Origin of the sequence: Pseudarthrobacter sulfonivorans (genome assembly GCF_031454915.1) — a bacterium.
GTDB classification, from domain to species: domain Bacteria; phylum Actinomycetota; class Actinomycetes; order Actinomycetales; family Micrococcaceae; genus Arthrobacter; species Arthrobacter sulfonivorans_C.
Genome location: NZ_JAVDRS010000001.1, coordinates 500229 through 518687, shown reverse-complemented (window position 1 = coordinate 518687; position 18459 = coordinate 500229). Strand labels below are relative to the sequence as shown.

Below are 18459 nucleotides of genomic sequence, written 5' to 3'. Positions count from 1 at the left end.
TATTCCCCTCGCATGCAGCGGGGGAATTGGCCGGGAGGCGGGGTTTTTCGTTTATGCGTGTGTTAACGCCCGACGGCGGCCCTAGGCTTGTGCAGCTGCGGCGGCTTTTGCGGCGGCCGGCAGGGCATCGAAGATCCGGTTCATGGCGGCGTCATCATGGGCTGCCGAGAGGAACCAGGCTTCAAAGACCGAGGGCGGCAGGTAAACGCCGGAATCCAGCATGGAGTGGAAGAACGGCGCATACCGGAAGGTTTCCTGGGCCTGGGCATCCGCGTAATTGTGGACGCCGTTGGCGGACGTTCCAAACGCCACGGAGAAGAGGTTCCCGGCGAACTGGATGGAGTGGTCCACCCCGGCGCCGTCCAGGGCCGAAGACAACGCCGAGGAAAGTTCCAGCGAACGCGCATCCACAAATGAATAGACGTCGCGGGTGGCGTGCGTCAGGGTGGCGACGCCGGCCGCCATGGCCACGGGGTTACCGGAGAGTGTCCCGGCCTGGTAGACGGGGCCGAGGGGCGCCAGGTAGTCCATGACGTCGGCACGCCCGGCGAGGGCCGCCGTCGGCATTCCACCACCGATGACCTTCCCGAAGGTAAGCAGGTCCGGAGTCCAGGGCTCAGCCGCGTCCGGCGCGCCGCCGGTCAGGCCCCAGTATCCCGAGTAGCCCGTGCGGAAGCCGGTGAGCACTTCGTCCACGATCAGCAGGGCGCCGTGCTCGCGGGTGATGCGGGACAGCCCCAGGTTGAAGCCCTCCCCCGGTGTCACCACGCCCATGTTGGCCGGCGCGGCTTCGGTGATGACGGCGGCGATGTTGGGCCCGTGCGCAGCGAAGGCGGCCTCGACGGCAGCGAGGTCGTTGTAGGGCAGCACCAGCGTCTCGGCGGCGGTGGCCTCGGTGACGCCTGCCGATCCGGGCAGCGCCAGGGTGGCCACCCCTGATCCGGCCGCAGCCAGGAGTCCGTCGAGATGGCCGTGGTAGCACCCGGCAAACTTGATGATGAGGTTCCGGCCGGTGAAGCCGCGGGCCAGCCGGACTGCCGTCATGGTGGCTTCGGTGCCGGTGGATACCATCCGCACGCGCTCGGCGGCCGGCACGCGCTCCTGCACGATGGCGGCCAGGTTGGCCTCGTCCGGGGTGGAAGCACCGAAGGACAGGCCGCGGTCTACCGCCGCGTGGACAGCCTCCAGCACTGCGGGGTGGGCGTGACCCAGGAGGGCCGGACCCCAGGAACAGACCAGGTCCACATACTCATTGCCATCGGCGTCCGTCAGGTAAGGCCCTTTCGCGGACACCATGAATCTCGGCGTCCCGCCCACCGAGCCGAAGGCACGGACGGGCGAGTTGACGCCACCGGGCATCAGGGTTTGGGCACGGGCGAAGAGGGCATCGGAACGAGTCATGCCCCTATTCTCCCATCCCGGAACGGTGGCTGCCGGAGCCCACGCCACGCGCGGGCTCCAACTCCCCCCACCTCCAAAGATGCCTTAGCGGTCCGCGAGCATGTCCGCAACGCGTGGAGCCACCTTAGAGCCGAACAGTTCGATGGAGCGCATCATCTGATCGTGTGGCAGCGTGCCGCTGCTGTATTTCATCTCGAAGCGGTCCGCGCCGAGGGTGTCCTTGAGCCTGGCCACCTTCGCGGCCACCGTTTCCGGGGAACCGATGAACAGGGCGCCGTCCTCGTCCGCCGCGGCTTCGAACTCGCCGCGCCCGGCCGGGCCCCAGCCCCGCTCCGCGCCAAGCTTGTTCCGGACGGCGAGCCAGTGCGGGTAGTACTCCTCACGGGCCTGTTCGTCGGTCTCGGCCACATATCCCGGCGAATGCACGGACAGCGCCTGCGGTTCCTTGCCGGCCTCCGCAAGGGTGCGCCGGAACAGGTCGGCATACGGACGGAACCGCTCCGGCTCGCCGCCGATGATAGCCAGGACCATCGGGTAGCCGTAAGACGCGGTGCGGACCACGGACTGGGGTGAGCCACCCACGCCGATCCAGGTGGGAAGCAGCCGGCCCTCCACGTGCGGATAGACCATCTGGCCGCGGAGGCTCGCCCGGGTGCGGCCGTCCCAGTTGACCGGGTTCTGGGAGCGCACGCGGTCGTAGAGATCCAGTTTCTCCTCGAACAGCACGTCGTAATCTGCAAGGTCCTGGCCAAACAGCGGGAAGGATTCCGTGAAGGAACCCCGGCCCAGGATCACTTCGGCACGGCCGTTGGAGACGGCGTCGAGCGTGGCGAAACGCTGGAAGACGCGGATGGGATCATCCGAGCTCAGGACCGTGACTGCGCTGCCGAGCCGGATGTTTTCGGTGGCCGTGGCGATGGCCGCCAGCACCACATCCGGCGCGCTGACGGCGAAGTCTTTGCGGTGGTGTTCCCCCACGCCGAACGAGTGGAGGCCGACGGCGTCCGCCACCTTGGCCTGTTCCACCACCTGCCGCAGCACCTGGGCGTGGTGCTTGGGTGCGCCGTCGGCATCGAGGTCGACGTCGCCGAACGTACTGACGCCCAACAGGATGGTGTCCGCCGGGACGGGGGCGGTCGGGTTGCCCGAGGTTAGAGGATTGGTTCCGGAAAGCTCACTGTTTTCATGCATACGCATACAAACCACCGGTTGTCCGGAAACATTCCCGCCTCATCGGAATTCACTTCCAACAGGCCACTGGTCAGGTTCCCACTGGTCAGGATTCCTTGAGCCAGCCCGCAAGCTCGGAGGCCCAGTAGGTCAGTACAGTGTTGGCACCCGCCCGCTTGATGCCGAGGACGGATTCCATGACGGCACCGCGCCGATCGATCCAGCCGTGTGCTGCGGCGGCCTCGATCATCGCGTACTCGCCGGAGATCTGGTAGGCCGACACAGGGACCGGGCTCATCGCTGCGACATCAGCGAGGATGTCCAGGTAGCTCATGGCTGGCTTCACCATAACCATGTCGGCGCCTTCTTCGAGGTCCAATTCCACCTCGAGGATCGCTTCGCGGCGGTTGGCGGCGTCCATCTGGTACGTCCGGCGGTCGCCCTTGAGCTGGGAGTCCACGGCTTCACGGAAGGGGCCATAGAACGCGGAGGCGTACTTGGCCGCGTAGGCCAGGATGACGGTGTTCTTGTGGCCGGACTCCTCAAGGGCCTGACGGATAACGGCGATTTGGCCGTCCATCATGCCGGACGGGCCCAGGACGTGGGCGCCGGCGTCCGCCTGGGCCACAGCCATCTGGCCATAGATCTCCAGCGTGGCGTCGTTGTCCACGTAGCCGTCGGCATCCAGAACGCCGCAGTGGCCGTGGTCGGTGAATTCGTCCAGGCAGACATCGCCCATGATGACCAGGTCATCGCCCACCTCAGCGCGGACATCGCGGATGGCTTTGTTGAGGACGCCATCCGGATCCAGGGACGCGGTGCCGCGGGCATCCCGCACGGCAGGAACGCCGAACAGCATAATCCCGCCGACACCAAGTTCCACGGCTTCCGCGGCTGCGCGCTTGAGGGACTCGGTGGTGTGCTGCACCACGCCGGGCATGGAGCTGATGGGCGCCGGCTCGCTGATGCCCTCGCGGATGAACGCCGGCAGAATCAGGTCCGCCGGAGCCAGACGGTACTCGGCGGTGAGCCGGCGCATGGCGGGCGTGGTGCGGAGGCGGCGGGGGCGGTGGTTCGGAAAGCTCATCGGATGTTCCCTTCGTTGGCGAATACTGTGCCCAGGGCGGCCACTATGCCGTCCGGGGTGGGTACTTTGGCGGTGGCGGCCACCGGAATGCCGAGCAAGGCAGCTTCTGCCGCCGTCGGGCGCCCAATGGCGATGAATCGGCAACTGCCCAGCGGCAGCAGGGTCGCGGCGATGCGGCGTGCGGCGCTCGGCGATGCCGCCACGACAGCATCCATCCGTCCGGCGTCGAGCTCTTCCCTGGCCTGCAGCGGGCTCAGCTCCCGCGGCTGCGCGTGCGGGGAACCGTCGACGGCGGCCGGCAGCTCCGCTTGCAGGCGGAGTGCTGGCGGGGCCGGGTAATCCACGGTGTGGTAGGCCACCACGGAGGTCACATCGGCGCCCTTGGCCGCAAGCCCCTCGCGCAGTCCTGGCGCAGCGATGTCCGCCTGCGGAAGCAGCACGCGTTCCGGGGCTGCCGTCCAGAGGCCCACGAGCCCTTCGGCGGACTGGATGTCCACCGGGGCAAGCGCCACGGGGATGCCAACGGCTTCCAGGATCTGCCGGGAGGACGGCCCGATGGTGGCCACACGCGTTCCGGTGTGCACCAGGGCTGCCGGCGTCGTCCCCCGCTCGGCGGCCTTTTCCAGGAGCATTCGCACCGTGGTGATGCTACTGACCACAAGCCAGTCGAAGCCCCCGGCGGCCAGGGCGTCCAGAGCGTCATCCAACGCCAGCTGGTCGGCTGCCCGTTCGAAGTCGACGAGCGGCAGGACCGACGGTTCGGCCCCCAGGCTGCTGAGCAGCGAGGCCAGCGGCCAGGCGCGGTCAGCGCTCCGGGTGATCAGGACGCGCCTGCCACCCAGGGCGCCGGCCAGATCTCCGGCCAGGGCGTCAGGACGCGGCAAGGTCCGCGATCTCCGCGGCGCCGGCAGCGAGCAGGAGTTCGGCTACCTCAATGCCAAGGAGTGTGGCTCCGACTTCGGTCAGGCCGTCTGTCGCCTTCTTTTCGCGCACCGTCCGCGTGCCGTCCACGGCGCACACCGCTGCCTCGAGGTACAGCATGCTGCCCTTGCGGTAGGCGAAAGCACCCACCGGGGCGGCGCAGCCAGCCTCAAGACGGGCCAGCACGGCACGCTCGGCGGTCACGGCGAGACGCGTGTCTTCATCGTTGAGCGCGGCCAGGGCCTGCGCCAGGACGCCTTGGGATCCTTCGGTGGAACCGGCCTTGCGCGGGGCGTCAGCGGTCCTGCATTCGATAGCCAGTGACCCCTGGCCGGGCGCGGGGAGCATAACGTCGGTCTCGAAGAACTCGCTGACGGCGTCCAGGCGGCCGATGCGTTCCAGGCCGGCGGCTGCCAGCACGACGGCGTCGAGGTCACCCGGGGCGCCTGCGGCGTTGCCGGGCAGGCCGGGCACGCGGCCAAGGCGCGTATCCACATTGCCGCGGATGTCCTGCACGTCCAGGTCCGGGCGGGCAGCGCGCAGCTGGGCCGCGCGGCGCGGAGAGCCGGTGCCCACCGTGGCACCCTGCGGCAGATCGGCCAGCTTGAGGCCATCACGCGCGCACAGCACGTCCCGGACATCCACACGCTTGGGCGTGGCCGCGATGGTCAGGCCAAGTGCCGCGCCGGTGGGGAGGTCTTTGAGGGAGTGCACTGCGACATCGCAGGTCTCCTGAAGCAGGGCATCGCGCAGGGCTGCGACAAACACGCCGGTGCCGCCCATCTGGGACAGCGATCCGGTCTTGACGTCGCCCTCGGTGGTGATGTGCACCAGCTCCACCGGGAAGCCGCCCACGGCAGCCAGCTGGTCAGCGGTCTGCTGGGTCTGCGTCAGGGCGAGTTTGCTGGCCCTGGTTCCGATCCTCACGGTCACAGTTCGCTTTCTCCCCCGGCAGCGCCTGCCGGGTACTCGTCATGTCCGGTGCCAACAGTGGTGTCAGCTCCGGCGATGGTCGGCTTTTCGCCGCGGAAATTAGCACAGCAGCCTGGCCGGCAGACGTCGTACCACGGGCCCAGCCCGGTCAGGGCGGGCCGGTCGCTGATGTTGTTGGCACGCGTGCGTTCCGAGATGAGGTCCACGAGGCCGTTCACGAACTTCCGGTGGGTGCCCGGCGTCGGAACGCGCGTGGCGGCCAGATCCAGGTTGCGGCAGGTCTCCAGGGCTTCGGTGTCCAGGTCCCAGACGACTTCCATATGGTCGCTGACGAAACCCAGCGGAACGATGACAATGCCCTTGACACCCTGGCCCGCCAACTCCTCGATGGCATCGTTGATGTCCGGTTCCAGCCACGGCACGTGCGGTGCGCCCGAGCGGGACTGGTACACCAGGGACCACGGTGCGGTCAGGCCGGATTCGGCTTTGACCCTCTCAATGACCGCCGCACCCGTTGCCAGGTGTTGGGCCACGTAGGCCGAGCCTTCTTCAAATTCGCGCGGTTCGGCCTCGGAGCGTCCGGCTGCGTCGGCGTCCCGGGTGGGGATCGAATGCGTGGCGAACAGAATGTGAATGGGGGCATCCGGAGTGCCCGCGTCGGCGAGCTGTGCCCGCACGTCCGCGAGCCCGGCAGCGGTGCCTTCGATAAACGGTTCCACAAAGCCCGGGTGGTCGAAGTACTGGCGGACCTTGTCCACCTCGAGCCGGCCGTCCAGCCCGGACTCCGTCAGGGCAATGCCGATGTCCTCGCGGTACTGGCGGCAGCTGGAGTAACAGGAGTAGGCACTCGTGGTGACCATCAGCAGTTTGCGGTGGCCGGCGTCGTACGCGTCCTGCAGGGTCTGCGGAATGTAGGGGTCCCAGTTGCGGTTGCCCCACAGGACCGGGAGGCTGATGCCGCGGGCTGCGAGCTCTGCTTCAAGGGCGGCCTTGAGTTCGCGGTTCTGCTGGTTGATGGGGCTGATGCCGCCGTTGGCCCGGTAGTGGTGGGACACCTCTTCGAGCCGCTCGTCGGGGATGCCGCGGCCACGGGTGACGTTGCGCAGGAACGGGAGGACGTCGTCCTGCCCTTCCGGGCCGCCGAAGGAGGCGAGCAGCACGGCGTCGTAGTCCTTGGGCCCCATGCGGCCGGCCTCGGTGACCGGGTTGGCAGCGGTGACCGTGGAGCCCGCCTGGGGATCGGACCGGGTCATGCGAGGACCTCGGCGACCTCGGCCGCGGTGATGCGACGGCCGGTGTAGAACGGGATTTCCTCCCGCACATGGTGGCGGGCCTCGGTGGACCGCAGGTGCCGCATGAGGTCAACCAGGTCAACGAGCTCCGGGGCCTCAAGACCCAGGATCCATTCCCAGTCGCCCAATGCGAAGGAGGACACCGTATTGGAGATGACCTGCGGGAACTCGCGGCCCAGCATGCCGTGATCGCGCAGCATCTTGCCGCGCTCGGCGTCGGGCAGGAGGTACCACTCGTAGGAGCGCACGAACGGGTACACGCACAGCCATTCGGCCGGTTCAACACCACGGGAGTAAGCCGGGGTGTGGTTTTTAGCGAACTCAGCCTCACGGTGCACGCCCATGGCTGACCAGACAATCTCGGTCCCGGCAAAGAGCTTGCTGCGGCGGATGTCGCGGATGGCCTGCTGCAGCGCTTCGGGCTTCGGGCCGTGGAGCCACACCATGACGTCAGCATCGGCGCGCATGGCGGAGACGTCGTAACTGCCGCGGTGGGTGACGCCGGCGTCGGCCAGCCGGGACAGCAGGGCGTCAAAGTCGGCGGAAGCGTCGGCGCTGCGCACTAAGTCCTCAGAGCGCTTGAAAACGGTCCAGAGGGTGAAGAACTGCTGGGCTGATTCTTCGGTTTTAGTGACAGATTCGGCAGAAGTGTGGCTCATAGTTACCAGTTTGCCCGTTACCTACCCTCAAGTCGAAACCGGCGACTTCTACAAGACGTAGAAGTGCTGAATTTCACAGCCTCCGCCCGGTTCCCCCACAAACGTGTCCCGGGAGGCTCAGATTTTGCGGATCCTGGCGAACAGGAGTCCGGCGGCCCCGGCTGAACCTACCAGGCCGACGCCGAGCCATACTTTCGCCGTTTCGGCTGCGGGCCCGGTGGCGGCAGTCATCTTCTGCCGGGCCGAGGGGGCCCCTGCGGCCGTCGGATATCCCGCAGTCTCGGTGGAGCCGGTGCTGTGGGCGCCGGCCGTCGTTTCCCCCGCCGCCGGGTCTGCTTCCTGCCCGCCCCCGGCGGGGTGGGACTCCGATCCTTCGGAAGCCTGCTGCGTCGTTTCCGGCGCGTCCGCCTGGCCTTGAGTCCTGGTGCCCGCTCCGCCAGCCGCTGAACCGGCGTCGGAATCCCTGGACCTGGACGACGGCGCCGGCGACTTCGCGGGGGCGCCCTGCGTGGGGGTTCCTTGGGTGGGGGTGTTTTGGGGAACCGTGGCCGGCGACGTGGGTGACGCGGCTGTGGGAGTCGGTGACGGGGTTTCCGGCTCCGTCGGTTGGGCTGTGCTGGTTGGGGCAGGGGTGGCGGGAGCCCGGCGCGAGGAAGTGGGCGCCGGCTCGGGCGATTCCGTGGTCTCGTTGTCACCGCCGTCGGAATTATCGCCGTCGGAACCTCCCAGCAGGCCTTTCAGCACACCCTCAATCAAGGAGTCGTCCTTGTGGTTCTTGGCCTGAGCGGGCTTGCCGGTATGACCTTTGCCCTCGGCAGCCTGGGTGGCGGGGACTCCTGCAGAAAATACCAGTACCGCTCCGAGGGCGGCCGCTGCCGCGCCACGCCGTAGCCCCCCATGGATACTGGTCCTGGAACGGGAAGTTTCGGACCTGTAAATAACCATAGATATCGACCCTAGCCACATCGTCGGACCGATTGAAAACCGAAAATGCAGGCTCTCGGAAGCTGCCGCCGGGCCCATATTCCGCTGAACAGGGGCGATGATCAGCTGAGCAGGCTGAGAACTTCTTTCCGTGTGTCGAACACAACAGCGGCGAGTCCGTTGCCGGCCACCCACCCGCCTACAATGCACAGTCCGCTCTCCGCCGAACAAAGTTTGCGTATCCCGGCCACCCGGGCCTTGTGCCCCACGGCTGCGAACGGCAGGGCGCCCTGCCACCTGACCACATCCCAGCCCACGACGTCCTCCTCCCGAACCGGGACTTCGAGCAGTGTGGAGGCGTCACGCAGGGCTGCCGTCAGGAGGTCAGAGTCCGCTACCGGCGAGCCATCTGCGCCACTGCCCACTGCACTGCCCTCCAGGCGGCCATACGAGAGACGCAGAACATGCGTCCCAGGCCCCGCCGCGGCAGCCAGCCAGTCCCACTTCGCGGTGGCGTGGGTGAGTGCCTTTGCCTGGATGCCAGGCGTCTGGGGTGCCACCAGGATCCCGGTGCCCCGCGGCCTGCGATCCAGTTCAGGCAGGTCCACTACCAGCGTGACGAGCCTGACGTCCGGCCCCTGCCCAGGACTCCTGCCGGCCAGGGCGGGCACCGCCTCCTGCAGCAGCCCAACGGCGGCCGGGCCCGGAAGCGCCACAACGAGCAGGCCGCCGTCGTACGTAGCCTCGCCGGCGGTGACCCGCCAGCCATCGGCGGTCCGCTCCACAGCGCGCGCCGTGGAACCGCCCAGCAGCGTGACTCCGCGTTCCCGAAGATCGTTGATGAGGGCCGAGACCAGGGTGTGCATGCCGCCTTCAAGGCCGGCGACGGCGGAACCTGCCTTCGCGACGGAAGACCCCACGGCGCCGTGGCGCTGGGCAGCCACCGCCGCAGCCAGCGAGCCGTGCGTCCGGATCCCCGCGCGGAGACCCGGGGCCACCATGTCCACGTCAAGGAGGCCGGGGTCCGCGGAGTGCACGCCGCCAACCACCGGGGCTACCAGCCGCTCGAGCACCCGGCGGCCCATCCGGGCCCGCACCAGCGCCGAGACGCTCGTAACATCCGCTGACGTGCCAACCCGGGCTGGCAAATACTTATCCAGGGACGCCCGCAGGGAGCCGACAAATCCAAGGGAACGCCGTACCTCCGGGTCCCACGGGTTGGCGGGGATGCCCAGGACACCGGTCTTGGGCAGTTCCCTCGGGCCGTCCGGAAGCTGCACCCAGGCACCGCCGGGGCGGGGCGCAACGATCTTGCCGGCCAGCCCCAGTTCAGCTGCGAGCTCAGCCACTGCGGTGGAACGCGTGGCGAAGGACTCCGCCCCGCTGTCCAGGGTCAGGCCAGCCACCTCGTGGAGGCCTACGCAGCCACCCCAGGTGGCGGTCGCCTCCAGGACAGTCACGGTGTGTCCGGCAGTGGCCAGTTCCCGCGCTGCCAGCAGGCCGGAGATGCCGCCGCCCAGGACGACGGCCGGCTTCAACGAACTGCCCACGCGACTACTCCGGGGAAATCGAGTGGATGAGTTCGACAACCCTGGTCAGGACAGCGGCGTCGGTTTCGGGCGGCACACCGTGGCCAAGGTTCAGCACGTGCCCGGGCGCCGCGGAGCCTGCCTTGATGACGTCGCGAACGTGGGCCTCGAGGACTTCCCAGGGCGCGGACAGCAGCGCGGGGTCGATATTGCCCTGCAGCGGCACTGTTCCGCCCAGGCGACGGTTGGCTTCGTCCAGCGGCAGGCGGTAATCAACGCCCACCACGTCCACGCCGACGTCGCGCATTGCAACCAGGAGTTCGGAGGTGCCTGTACCGAAGTGGATGAGCGGCGCGCCGAGGTGGCGGACGTGGTCCAGCGCCCGGGCCGAGGCCGGTGCCACATGCTGGGTGTAGTCGGCGAGGCCCAGCGACCCTGCCCAGGAATCAAACAACTGCCCGGCAGAGGCCCCGGCTTCGAGCTGCGCACGGAGGAACAGCCCGGACGCGTCGGCGGCCCAGTTGGCCAGCGCAGCCCAGGTCTCCGGGTCCGCGTGCATCATGGTGCGCGGGCCCAGGTGGTCACGGGAGGGCTTGCCCTCCACCATGTAAGCGGCGAGCGTGAACGGCGCGCCGGCGAAGCCGATCAGCGGCGTCTTGCCCAGTTCCGCCACGGTCAGGCGGACAGCTTCGCGGATAGGCTCCAGCGCCTCCCACGTCAGCTGCGGCAGGGCCGCGACATCCTCGGCAGTGCGCACAGGTTTGTCCAGCACCGGTCCCACACCGGGCACAATGTCCACGCCGACGCCCGCGAGCTTCAACGGGATCACAATGTCGGAGAAGAAGATAGCCGCGTCAACGTCGTGGCGACGGACCGGCTGCAAGGTGATCTCGGACGCCAGTTCCGGCCGTAGGCACGAGTCCAGCATGGCCACGCCTTCGCGCACCTTCAGGTACTCGGGCAGGGAGCGTCCGGCCTGCCGCATGAACCACACGGGCCGCCGCGACGGCTTGCCGCCACGGTAGGCGGTGATCAGCGGGGAATCGGCGGTGCGGCCGTCCATCAGCGGATGGCTGGCGGCAAGGGTACCTGCATTGGACACGGCTGGGCTGGAAGTCATGCCATCGATTGTGCCCAAGTTCGGCCCTAAAAGATAACGACAGCGTGTCACTCAAGGCGGCTTTGGAGGCGTGGTGGCGCGAATCACGGGCTTCCGCCGCCGGCACCGGCACGCCGGGTTGTTCTACCAAGCCACGAAAAAGCTATGATTGGTCTGCTGTGGTTCTTTTTTCATTGGTGGCTACACACGCCGACATCGATCTTGAGACCGTTGCTCAACTGAGCAACGGTGCTTCGGGGATCGCTACGTCCGCACTCTCCGGATCGCCGGCAGTGACGGGCGCAATTGTGCTTGCCACGTGCAACCGCTACGAAATCTACGGCGAAGCACCGCACGCCGACGACGTGGAGGCGGCCCGGGCAGCCTTGGTGTCCGAGATCAGCGGCTTGAGCGGCCTGAACGAACAGCTCGTCTCCCGCTCCTTCAGCACGCGGACCGGCCCGGAAGTCAGCCAGCACCTTTTCACGGTCAGCGCCGGACTGGATTCAGCCGTTGTGGGCGAGCGCGAAATTGCCGGCCAGGTCCGCCGCGCACTGATCACCGCCCAGCACGAGGGCACGGCCAGTTCGGGCCTGGTCCGGCTGTTCCAGGCCGCATCCAAAACGGCCAAGGAGGTCGGGGCGCAGACCGCCCTCGGGTCGCGTGGCTTGTCCATCGTGTCAGTCGCCCTGGACCTGGCCACAGATCTTTCCGAAAACCCCGACTGGTCGGCGAAGAAAGTTGTCCTGTTCGGAACGGGTGCCTACGCCGGTGCCACCATGTCTTTGCTGCGCGAACGGGGCTGCACAGACATCTCTGTGTTCTCCTCGTCGGGCCGCGCCGAAGCGTTCGTCGCCACCCGCGGCGGAACGGCGCTGGACGCCGAGTCCCTTCCGGTGGCGGTAGCCGCGGCCGATGTGATGATCGGCTGCAGCGGCTCGGACACCCGGGTCGAGGCCGACGAACTCGCCCAGGTCCGCGCCTTGTCTCCCCAGCCGCTGATCGCCATCGACCTCGCCCTGACCCATGACTTTGACCCTGAAGTGGGCCAGCTCGACGGCGTTGAGCTGCTCACGCTCGAATCCGTGCGTTTGGCAGCCCCGCAGGAGCAGGCCGAGTCGCTGACCCACGCGAGCGGCATTGTGTCCGGCGCCGCAAAGGCCTTCGAACAGGAACGGGAAGCCCGTTCCGTGGACTCCGCCATCGTTGCGCTTCGCCGGCACACCATGAATGTCCTTGACGCCGAAATGGAACGGGTCCGTGCCCGCCACGGCTGCACCGCGGCCGCCGAGGAAGTGGAATTCGCGCTCCGCCGGATGGTCAAACAGCTGCTGCACGTTCCCACGGTCCGCGCCCGCGAGCTGGCAGCGAACGGCCAGCAGGACGACTACGTTTCGGCCCTCGAAACCCTCTACGGCATCACCGTGGAGCAGCCCGCCGCTGCGGCCCAAGCTGAGTGCCCCGCTGACTACCGTGGCACCGCAACCGCCTAACCCCCAGCGACGCTCTCACACTTGATGCGGGTTTCGGGCTGCGCTCTGTCACTTCCTTCAAGAAAGTGACAGAGCGTTGGTGACGGGTAACGCCTAGTACACGGGTTTCTGCGGCTCCACGTCCCGCACCCAGGCCAGGATCCCGCCGTCGAGATGGCTCACGCGCTGGTAGCCCGCCTTCCGCGCAGCCTCCAAAACGTTTGCTGACCGGGTTCCGGCTTTGCAGTGGAACACGATGTCCTTGTCCTGCGGCAGCTCCGCCCAGGCCTCCCCCGCCAGGATCCTGCCCTGCGGAATCAGCACCGAGCCGTCGATGCTCACGATGTCGTGTTCGCCGGTTTCCCTGACGTCCACCAGGTCGAAGTCCTTCAGGCCGGCCTTGCGTGACGCGAGCATGGTGGCCAGCTGGGTCGCCGTGACCGTGTGTTCCGTGTCGGCAGAGACAGCGGGGGTGATGCCGCAGAAGGCCTCGTAGTCCGTCAGCTCGGTAATCGGGGCCCCGGCAGGGTCCTTGGCCACCCGAATCTCGCGCCAGCTGCCGCCCAGTGCATCAAAAAGTGCCACCCTGCCCAACAGTGAACGCCCGACGCCGGTGATCAGCTTGACTGCCTCCGTCACCATGAGGGATCCCACGGCTGCGCAGAGCATGCCAAAGACGCCGCCCTCGCCGCAGGAGGGCACGGACCCGGCGGGCGGGGCCTCGGGGTAGAGGTCGCGGTAGGTGGGGCCATGCTTTTCCCAGAACACGCTGACTTGGCCGTCAAAACGGAAGATCGAACCCCAGACGTAAGGTTTGCCCAAGATGGCGGCGGCGTCGTTGACCAGGTAGCGGGTGGCGAAGTTGTCCGCCCCGTCCAGGATCAGGTCGTAGTCCGCGAACAGCTCCAGCGCGTTGGAGGCATCCAGCCGGGCGTTATGCAGGCGGACCTCCACCAGCGGGTTCAGCGCAGCGATCGAGTCCCGGGCCGATTCGATCTTGGACCGGCCCACGTCCGCGACGCCGTGGATCACCTGGCGCTGGAGGTTGCTGAGGTCAACGTCGTCTTCGTCGATGATTCCGAGGGTCCCCACACCCGCGGCCGCCAGGTACAACAGTGCGGGCGATCCCAGTCCGCCGGCACCGATCACCAGCACCTTGGCATTTTTCAGCCGTCGCTGCCCCACTGCACCGATTTCCGGAATGATGAGATGCCTCGAGTATCGTTCCACCTCGGCCGGGGTAAGCTCACCGGCGGGCTCAACCAGCGGTTTAAGCGAGAGAGTGGAATCATTTGCGGTCAAAGTCGAAGCCATACTTCAATGTATGCCCCGAGATACCGCCCGGTCATATTACCGCGCAGTATTGTGTAAGTAACGGCAAGGGAAAGTAGGGCAACTGTGGTCCATGAAACGCGGGCTGACCGGGCGTCCGGCGGGGAACCGCCCGCACCTCAACGCACAGCAGGCCAGCGGTCCGCCAGGCTCCCCCGGGACGAGCGCCGGGCCCAGCTCCTCGCGGCTGCCCAGGAGGTTTTTGTTGCCAACGGTTACCACGGCGCAGCAATGGACGAGATCGCCGAGACAGCCCATGTCAGCAAACCCGTGCTGTACCAGCATTTCCCGTCCAAACGTGAGCTCTACCTGGCGTTGCTGGACAGCCATCTGGCGTCGCTGACGGACCTGATGCTCGGTGCATTGAGCTCAACCACGGACAACGACGAACGCGTCCAGGCCGTCATGCGGGCGTACTACCGCTTTATCGCCAGCGACGACCAGGCGCACCGACTGGTGTTCGAATCGGACCTCATCAACGATCCCGATGTCAGTTCACGCCTGGAGACTTTCAACAAAACCTTCGCGGACGCCGTCGCCCGCGTCATTGCCGAAGACACGAAACTTCCGCACCTGGAAGCGCAGCTTTTGGGACGCGGCCTGGCCGGAATGGCGCAGGTCAGCGCCCGTTATTGGTTGGAAACGGACGGGAATCTGGACCTCGATGTGGCCAGCGACCTCATTTACCGTTTAGCTTGGCGCGGAATTTCCCGCTTCCCTAAAGAGTCCTAGACTACAAATAAGAGAACCCAAGAAACTTTGATTGGCTGGGAGGCCCCCTTTTGGAAATTAAGATTGGCATTCAGAATATTGGCCGCGAAATCGTACTGGAATCGGCGCAGGATGCTGACGCTGTAGCTACGGTCGTTGAAGAAGCCATCACCAAGGGCACCGAGCTCCGGCTCAAGGATGACAAGGGACGCATCATCATTGTCCCCGGCAGCGCCCTGGGCTACGTGGAAATCGGCGCTGAAGAGGCCCGCAAGGTCGGTTTCGGCCAGTTCTAGCACACGAGCTTTACAAGCAGGGTCACCGCCGCTGGCGGTGGCCCGCTGCTTTCCGAGGGAGACCACATGCTTTCGCTGACCATCGTTGTCCTGGCCACGGCCGCCGCCGGCTTTATTGTCTGGGCCAATGACAAACGCCATACCCGGTACGGCATGGGGCTGCCCGCCGGCGTCGCCGTCGCGGTGGGTGCGGTCAGTTGGATCGTCTTCATCACGGCAGGCTTTGGCTACCAGCCCGGCCTGACCTGGATCCCGTGGGTTCTGCCGATGGTCCTTGGAAGTGCGGCCGCCATCGGCGCCGTCATCTATCTGGGACGGACCCGCGAACGCCACGATATCCAGCGGCTCACCCAGGCCCTGAAGTTGTAGCAAACCAGAAGTTGTGGCAGCCAGCCAAGCCGGGGGCTCACAACGGCTCCGGTTGGTGGCCTTCCTCCGTGCACAGGCACAGCCGGTTTCCTTGCGCGTCCGTGACCACCACCCAGTCGGGTGCGTGGTCACGGTTCATTAAGGCCCCGGTCGCCGCGGTCTTCTCCAGGACGGGCCCCGCTTCGGCTTTGCTCCAGTGGACGTCAACGTGGAACCGGTTGCTGTTGGGCTTCGCCGTTTCCCGGAACCAAACGCCCGGTCCGCGGCCGTAAGGATCCACCAGGTCACCACCCGGGCCTTTTTTGTAGCCAAGGGCAACCCGCCATACTTCGGCGATTTCCGCCGGGTCCACGGTGTCGATGCCCAACTCCACCGTCCTGAACAGCCCCGGCTGGGCCGTTGCCCCTGCCCGGGCGGCCGCATCACTGGCGGCCGCCGCCGCGGCGGCGTCCCGTTCGGTGACCTCGCCGCCGGCGTCGTGGGAGGTGTACCGGATGAACACCCTGTTGTACCGCCAGTCAAGATCGGGATGGTGGTTTTGCTTTTCCGCGAGACGTCCGACGGCGGCAATCAGCTCCAGCGCTGCGGCCGCCGTCGGCGCCTTATAGACCGTGACGAACCCGCCCAGCCTGTACCGCCAGTCAGGCAGCACGGCAAGGGCAGCGTCAAGCCGTTCGCGGGTGAGGACGTCTTGGTTGCCGGCCACAGCGGACTCCTAGGTTCGTTCCAAAAGCCCGTCCCGGCGGGCGGCGGCAGCGGGTGCCCGGCCTAGAGGAACTCGGCCCGGTTCTCCATCGCCGATGACGCCAAGGCGTGCTCGCGGCGCGGTATCCTGCCGGCCGCTTTCGCCAGCCTACCGGCGATAACGGCATGTTTGAAGGCTTCTCCCATGAGCGCCGGGTTCTGCGCCCGGGTCACAGCGGTGGCCAGCAGCACGGCGTCGCAACCCAGCTCCATGGCCAGCGCCGCGTCCGACGCCGTGCCGATGCCGGCGTCCAGCACCACGGGAACCGATGCACGCGAGACGATCAGTTCGATGTTGTGCGGATTCAGGATCCCCAGGCCTGTGCCGATCGGCGCCCCAAGGGGCATGACCGCGGTGGCACCCAGGTTCTCCAGCCGCAGGGCCAGGACGGGATCGTCGTTGGTGTAGGCGAACACCTTGAAGCCCCGGTTCACGAGTTGTTCAGTGGCGTCCACAAGCTCGACGGCGTCCGGCAGCAGCGTCTGCTCGTCCGCAATGACTTCCAGCTTGACCCAGTCCGTTTCGAGCGCCTCGCGGGCCAGTTCTGCGGTCATGACTGCATCCCGCGCGGTGAAGCAGCCGGCCGTGTTGGGCAGGACCCGGATCCGATGGTCCGTCAGGAGCTGGAAGAGTGAGCCCGACTCCGCCGGCGAGTATCGCCGCATGGCCACGGTGGTCAGCTCGGTTCCGGAAGCCAGCAGGGCTGCGCCCAGGCCGTCGAGGCTGGGGGCACCCCCGGTGCCCATGATGAGGCGCGAGCCAAGCTCAACGCCGTCGATGACCAGCTGGTCCGTTGCGGCGGGGTGGATCCCGGTTCTGATGCTGCTGGTTACTGTCATGGTGTCAGCCTCCCTGAACTGCGGTGACCAGTTCAACATTGTCACCTTCGGCGAGCGCCGTGGCATGCCACTGGCTGCGGGGTACTACTTCGGAGTTGCGGGCAACGGCCACGCCGAGTTTCTGCCCGTCACTTGCCTGGCCGTTGGCGGCGAGGGGACGGCCCGTAATCTGGCTGACCAGGGTGGTGATGGAGGCGTCGCGCGGTACGGCATGCTGCGAGCCGTTGAGGGTGATGTTCATGCTGTTTCCTTCGTAGGTTGAACGGTGTGTTGATGCTGGCCGGAGAACCTGGCCGGGCCCAGTGCGTGCCAGCGCGGGTCCTCCCGGCCGTCCAGCAGGTCCCGACAGATGGCCGCCGCCGCTGGAGTCAGCAGCACGCCGTGGCGGAAGAAACCGGTGGCAATAATCAGCCCCGGGAGGTGCCCGGCTTCCGGCGCAGGGGCAGGTACGCGGCCGAGCAACGGTGCGTTGTCCGGAGTCGCCGGGCGAGCCCGTGCGGTGGATTCCAGGAGTTCCAACTCGGCGACGGCGGGAAGCAGTGCCTGGGCGTCGCGCAGCAACTGGTAGACGCCGCCTGCCGAGACGGCTGTGGCCGCTGGGGCCGTGCCTCCCGTGGCGGACAGCGCATCCTCGCGCTGGGTTGCGCCGATCACCACGGTGCCGTCCTGCCGCGGGACGATATAGACCGGCACACCGTGGACCACGCCGCGGACGGTGGCCGTGAGCAGCGGCTGCAAGTGCCTGGGCACTGCGAGGCGCAGGATGTCGCCGTGCACGGGCCGCAGGGGCAAGTGCAGCCCGTCCGGCAGGCCATCCAGCGAGGCCGCCTGCAAGCCGTTGGCCACAATGGTCTCCCCCGCCCTGACTGAGCCGCCGTTCACGAGCTTCACTCCGCTGACGCGGCCGTCCTCCCAGAGCAGGCCTGTGGCCCGGTGGTCAACGGCGAAACCCTCGCGGGCTCCGTCCACTGCGGTCCCTGCCCCTGGTTCGTGGATGGCCAGGACCTTTTGCAGCGACGCCACCAGTTTCCGCGGATCCACCTGGTGGTCCGCCGGAATATCCAGGGCGCAGGAAATGGCCGGGCTGAGGAGCGGTTCCCTGGCCCTCGCTTCACGGACGGTCAGCGGCTCTACCAGCAGGCCGTTCGCCTGCTGAACGCTCCGCAGGTCCATGAGGGCGCGGCGGTCTGCAGCATCGGCACCGACGGCGAGCGTCGGCGTCGTGAGGTATCCGGTGTCCGCCGCCCCTGCCTTTGCCAGCGTGGCTGCGAAGTCAGGCCACAGCGCTGAGGATTCGAGCATCACCCCCAGGAGCTCTTCCTCCTGGTAATGAAGCTCGCTGACGGGGGCGAGCATACCGGCGGCGGCCCAGCTGGCCCCCGAGCCCGGTGCGTCATCGATCAGGGCCACGGAACGGCCGGAGCGCCGCGCCTCCCAGGCGATGCCGTGGCCTATGACGCCGCCACCGATCACGGCTACGTCGGCGTGCAGGACGGCACCGGGGCCGTCTGCTGCCTGGCTTGGTGCGCTCGCAGGTCCGCAGTTGGATGGGGGGAGCACGTGTTTCCTTCCCTACGCCGGTACTAGCCGGATCAGGTCAAGCGGTCGGCTCTGACGCCCTCTCAGCCCTGCCGCTTTGTGACGGCTGCAACAGGCTCCCGCAGTACTCGCCCAGTTTAG

19 protein-coding genes and 1 riboswitch are annotated in these 18459 nt (G+C 67.3%); of the genes, 4 read left to right on the top strand and 15 right to left on the bottom strand.

Going from position 1 to position 18459, the window contains the following annotated elements:
* Nucleotides 1-81 precede the first annotated feature (81 nt).
* From hemL to hemE, 10 genes are all read right to left on the bottom strand, one after another.
* Nucleotides 82-1401 carry a glutamate-1-semialdehyde 2,1-aminomutase gene (gene hemL / locus J2808_RS02375; protein WP_309811039.1) on the bottom strand — a complete coding sequence of 440 codons (1320 nt, stop codon included), beginning with the start codon at nucleotides 1399-1401 and terminating at the stop codon, nucleotides 82-84.
* A gap of 84 nt (nucleotides 1402-1485) precedes the next feature.
* Nucleotides 1486-2592 carry an LLM class flavin-dependent oxidoreductase gene (locus J2808_RS02370; protein ID WP_309811036.1) on the bottom strand — a complete coding sequence of 369 codons (1107 nt, stop codon included), beginning with the start codon at nucleotides 2590-2592 and terminating at the stop codon, nucleotides 1486-1488.
* An 85-nt stretch (nucleotides 2593-2677) separates the two neighbouring features.
* Nucleotides 2678-3658, bottom strand: coding sequence for a porphobilinogen synthase (hemB, locus tag J2808_RS02365; protein WP_309811033.1), 981 nt, complete (start codon nucleotides 3656-3658; stop codon nucleotides 2678-2680).
* On the bottom strand, nucleotides 3655-4542 hold the full coding sequence (locus J2808_RS02360; RefSeq protein ID WP_309811030.1) for a uroporphyrinogen-III synthase: 888 nt from the start codon (nucleotides 4540-4542) through the stop codon (nucleotides 3655-3657). The genes hemB and J2808_RS02360 overlap by 4 nt, the downstream gene beginning before the upstream one ends.
* Nucleotides 4529-5512 carry a hydroxymethylbilane synthase gene (hemC, locus tag J2808_RS02355; protein WP_309811020.1) on the bottom strand — a complete coding sequence of 328 codons (984 nt, stop codon included), beginning with the start codon at nucleotides 5510-5512 and terminating at the stop codon, nucleotides 4529-4531. The genes J2808_RS02360 and hemC overlap by 14 nt, the downstream gene beginning before the upstream one ends.
* Nucleotides 5509-6765, bottom strand: coding sequence for a ferrochelatase (locus tag J2808_RS02350; RefSeq protein ID WP_309811018.1), 1257 nt, complete (start codon nucleotides 6763-6765; stop codon nucleotides 5509-5511). The genes hemC and J2808_RS02350 overlap by 4 nt, the downstream gene beginning before the upstream one ends.
* Nucleotides 6762-7463, bottom strand: a complete 702-nt coding sequence (gene hemQ, locus J2808_RS02345; RefSeq protein WP_309811017.1) for a hydrogen peroxide-dependent heme synthase — start codon at nucleotides 7461-7463, stop codon at nucleotides 6762-6764. The genes J2808_RS02350 and hemQ overlap by 4 nt, the downstream gene beginning before the upstream one ends.
* 117 nt (nucleotides 7464-7580) lie before the next feature.
* Entirely contained in the window at nucleotides 7581-8408 is an 828-nt protein-coding gene (locus J2808_RS02340) for a hypothetical protein (protein WP_309811016.1), read from the bottom strand.
* A gap of 101 nt (nucleotides 8409-8509) precedes the next feature.
* Complete coding sequence (gene hemG / locus J2808_RS02335) at nucleotides 8510-9937, bottom strand: protoporphyrinogen oxidase (RefSeq protein ID WP_309811015.1); 1428 nt, start codon at nucleotides 9935-9937, stop codon at nucleotides 8510-8512.
* 4 nt (nucleotides 9938-9941) lie between these two features.
* On the bottom strand, nucleotides 9942-11036 hold the full coding sequence (gene hemE, locus J2808_RS02330) for a uroporphyrinogen decarboxylase (protein ID WP_309811012.1): 1095 nt from the start codon (nucleotides 11034-11036) through the stop codon (nucleotides 9942-9944).
* Nucleotides 11037-11194: 158 nt separating this feature from the next.
* Here hemE and J2808_RS02325 point away from each other — a divergent pair, with 158 nt between their 5' ends.
* Nucleotides 11195-12508 carry a glutamyl-tRNA reductase gene (locus J2808_RS02325; protein WP_309811009.1) on the top strand — a complete coding sequence of 438 codons (1314 nt, stop codon included), beginning with the start codon at nucleotides 11195-11197 and terminating at the stop codon, nucleotides 12506-12508.
* Between the two features lie 93 nt (nucleotides 12509-12601).
* Here J2808_RS02325 and moeB read toward each other — a convergent pair whose 3' ends face one another.
* Nucleotides 12602-13801 carry a molybdopterin-synthase adenylyltransferase MoeB gene (gene moeB / locus J2808_RS02320; protein ID WP_309811006.1) on the bottom strand — a complete coding sequence of 400 codons (1200 nt, stop codon included), beginning with the start codon at nucleotides 13799-13801 and terminating at the stop codon, nucleotides 12602-12604.
* A gap of 84 nt (nucleotides 13802-13885) precedes the next feature.
* Here moeB and J2808_RS02315 point away from each other — a divergent pair, with 84 nt between their 5' ends.
* The 3 genes from J2808_RS02315 to J2808_RS02305 all read left to right on the top strand — a co-directional run bounded on the left by J2808_RS02315 (nucleotide 13886) and on the right by J2808_RS02305 (nucleotide 15195).
* On the top strand, nucleotides 13886-14551 hold the full coding sequence (locus J2808_RS02315) for a TetR/AcrR family transcriptional regulator (RefSeq protein ID WP_309811003.1): 666 nt from the start codon (nucleotides 13886-13888) through the stop codon (nucleotides 14549-14551).
* A gap of 50 nt (nucleotides 14552-14601) precedes the next feature.
* On the top strand, nucleotides 14602-14826 hold the full coding sequence (locus J2808_RS02310) for a DUF3107 domain-containing protein (RefSeq protein WP_309811000.1): 225 nt from the start codon (nucleotides 14602-14604) through the stop codon (nucleotides 14824-14826).
* A gap of 66 nt (nucleotides 14827-14892) precedes the next feature.
* On the top strand, nucleotides 14893-15195 hold the full coding sequence (locus J2808_RS02305) for a hypothetical protein (RefSeq protein WP_309810997.1): 303 nt from the start codon (nucleotides 14893-14895) through the stop codon (nucleotides 15193-15195).
* 37 nt (nucleotides 15196-15232) lie between these two features.
* Here J2808_RS02305 and J2808_RS02300 read toward each other — a convergent pair whose 3' ends face one another.
* The 4 genes from J2808_RS02300 to thiO form a co-directional block, all read right to left on the bottom strand.
* Complete coding sequence (locus tag J2808_RS02300) at nucleotides 15233-15901, bottom strand: 4a-hydroxytetrahydrobiopterin dehydratase (RefSeq protein ID WP_309810995.1); 669 nt, start codon at nucleotides 15899-15901, stop codon at nucleotides 15233-15235.
* Between the two features lie 62 nt (nucleotides 15902-15963).
* Nucleotides 15964-16779, bottom strand: a complete 816-nt coding sequence (locus tag J2808_RS02295) for a thiazole synthase (protein ID WP_309810992.1) — start codon at nucleotides 16777-16779, stop codon at nucleotides 15964-15966.
* Between the two features lie 4 nt (nucleotides 16780-16783).
* Nucleotides 16784-17020 (bottom strand): sulfur carrier protein ThiS, encoded by a 237-nt coding sequence (thiS, locus tag J2808_RS02290; RefSeq protein ID WP_309810989.1) that lies wholly within the window; start codon nucleotides 17018-17020, stop codon nucleotides 16784-16786.
* On the bottom strand, nucleotides 17017-18339 hold the full coding sequence (thiO, locus tag J2808_RS02285) for a glycine oxidase ThiO (RefSeq protein WP_397427964.1): 1323 nt from the start codon (nucleotides 18337-18339) through the stop codon (nucleotides 17017-17019). Before thiO ends, thiS begins: the two co-directional genes overlap by 4 nt.
* A riboswitch (TPP riboswitch) is annotated at nucleotides 18332-18451 on the bottom strand. (Overlaps the previous gene by 8 nt.)
* Between the last annotated feature and the right edge of the window lie 8 nt (nucleotides 18452-18459).

Excerpts from the sequence above, each read along its gene's own strand:
- hemL (WP_309811039.1), bottom strand. The coding sequence starts at position 1,401 with ATGACTCGTTCCGATGCCCTCTTCGCCCGTGCCCAAACCCTGATGCCC.
- J2808_RS02370 (WP_309811036.1), bottom strand. The coding sequence starts at position 2,592 with ATGCATGAAAACAGTGAGCTTTCCGGAACCAATCCTCTAACCTCGGGC.
- hemB (WP_309811033.1), bottom strand. The coding sequence starts at position 3,658 with ATGAGCTTTCCGAACCACCGCCCCCGCCGCCTCCGCACCACGCCCGCC.
- J2808_RS02350 (WP_309811018.1), bottom strand. The coding sequence starts at position 6,765 with ATGACCCGGTCCGATCCCCAGGCGGGCTCCACGGTCACCGCTGCCAAC.
- hemQ (WP_309811017.1), bottom strand. The coding sequence starts at position 7,463 with ATGAGCCACACTTCTGCCGAATCTGTCACTAAAACCGAAGAATCAGCC.
- J2808_RS02340 (WP_309811016.1), bottom strand. The coding sequence starts at position 8,408 with ATGGTTATTTACAGGTCCGAAACTTCCCGTTCCAGGACCAGTATCCAT.
- hemE (WP_309811012.1), bottom strand. The coding sequence starts at position 11,036 with ATGACTTCCAGCCCAGCCGTGTCCAATGCAGGTACCCTTGCCGCCAGC.
- moeB (WP_309811006.1), bottom strand. The coding sequence starts at position 13,801 with ATGGCTTCGACTTTGACCGCAAATGATTCCACTCTCTCGCTTAAACCG.
- J2808_RS02305 (WP_309810997.1), top strand. The coding sequence starts at position 14,893 with ATGCTTTCGCTGACCATCGTTGTCCTGGCCACGGCCGCCGCCGGCTTT.
- J2808_RS02295 (WP_309810992.1), bottom strand. The coding sequence starts at position 16,779 with ATGACAGTAACCAGCAGCATCAGAACCGGGATCCACCCCGCCGCAACG.
- thiS (WP_309810989.1), bottom strand. The coding sequence starts at position 17,020 with ATGAACATCACCCTCAACGGCTCGCAGCATGCCGTACCGCGCGACGCC.